Source organism: Streptomyces sp. NPDC048331 (assembly GCF_043201215.1).
GTDB lineage: Bacteria > Actinomycetota > Actinomycetes > Streptomycetales > Streptomycetaceae > Streptomyces.
This window is the reverse complement of the sequence record NZ_JBICYT010000113.1, coordinates 1-1,094: the sequence shown is the minus strand read 5'-3', so window position 1 is coordinate 1,094 and position 1,094 is coordinate 1. Positions and strand designations below refer to the sequence as shown.

The window sequence follows — 1,094 nt, the reverse complement described above, 5'->3', positions numbered from 1 at the left end:
GGAGCACCGGGCCCGGACGAACCGACGGGCACCGGAACCGAGAGCGTTGTCCGCACGCGGAACGTCACCACTGTCCGCCCCAAGCTGCCGCCCGCGATCACCAGCGCCGCGAAGATCGCCCGGTTCCTGCAGATGCACGGTTTCGACCCCAAGATCGTGAAGAAGTTTCAAGTCCGGCCACACAGCCACCCCCAGGTCCCCTGGGGCGAGTTCTGCTATGGCCCCGACAACGACTCCATGGCTGCCCTCTACGTCCGGCAGCTCAGTGCGACGCCTGCCTCCTACCCCGTCGCGGTCCACGGCACCGTCCAAGCGGTCCGTACCGACAACGGAGGCCGCCGGTACGTCACCCTCGCCACCGACGTCCCCACCCAGCAGGGCCGCTTCCACGTCGTCCTGCGCTCCATGTACGAGAACCTCATCACCCCGCTCACCCCTGGCACCCACGTGCTGGCCCTCGGCGACTGGTCCGTCCTCACCCGCAGCCACATCCCGCAGCTCCGGCTCTTCGCGGACGCGCACTGGCAGATCGCCTACTGGAGCGACGACGAAGCAACCGGCCGCCCCACCACGCCGACGTGCCCGCCGCCCGTCACAGCCCGCCAGCGAGCAGCGGCCACGAACCAGAAGCCCGCAGCGAGGCAACCGGAACCGGTGCAGCCACCGGCCGCACTCTCCCCACCGAAACGGCCAGCCACGCCCTACCTGGACAACACCGAACGTGTCATCAAGGCCGTCCTTGCACCGCGCCCTCCCCTCACTCCGCCACCCACCCAAGCGCCGCCGCCCGTGCCGCCCCAGGTCCAGCACCCGACCCCACCACCGGCACCGGTCGAACCCGCAGAGGTGTTCATCCCTCCGAAGCCTGCCGGGCCTCCGCCGCCCGTTCCTCCTCAGCGGCGCAAGGGACTGCTCCGCTGGCTGGGCAAACGCGGGTGACTTCGGCAAAGCAGGCGGCTGCAGTTTCCAATGGAAACGGTGGCCAATGACCGTGCTCGGCACCAGCGAGGCCGCAGCCCGCAGCCTCCAACCCAGACCCTGTTGCGATGGCCGGATCAACCGGACCGGCATGATCGTTTCGCCGGTGAATTAAG

1 protein-coding gene is annotated in these 1,094 nt (G+C 69.3%); it reads left to right on the top strand.

The window, feature by feature from the left end:
• Positions 1 to 939, top strand: a 939-nt coding sequence (locus ACGFYY_RS42395; protein ID WP_393718001.1) for a hypothetical protein, incomplete at its 5' end; no start/stop codon positions are given.
• Between the last annotated feature and the right edge of the window lie 155 nt (positions 940 to 1,094).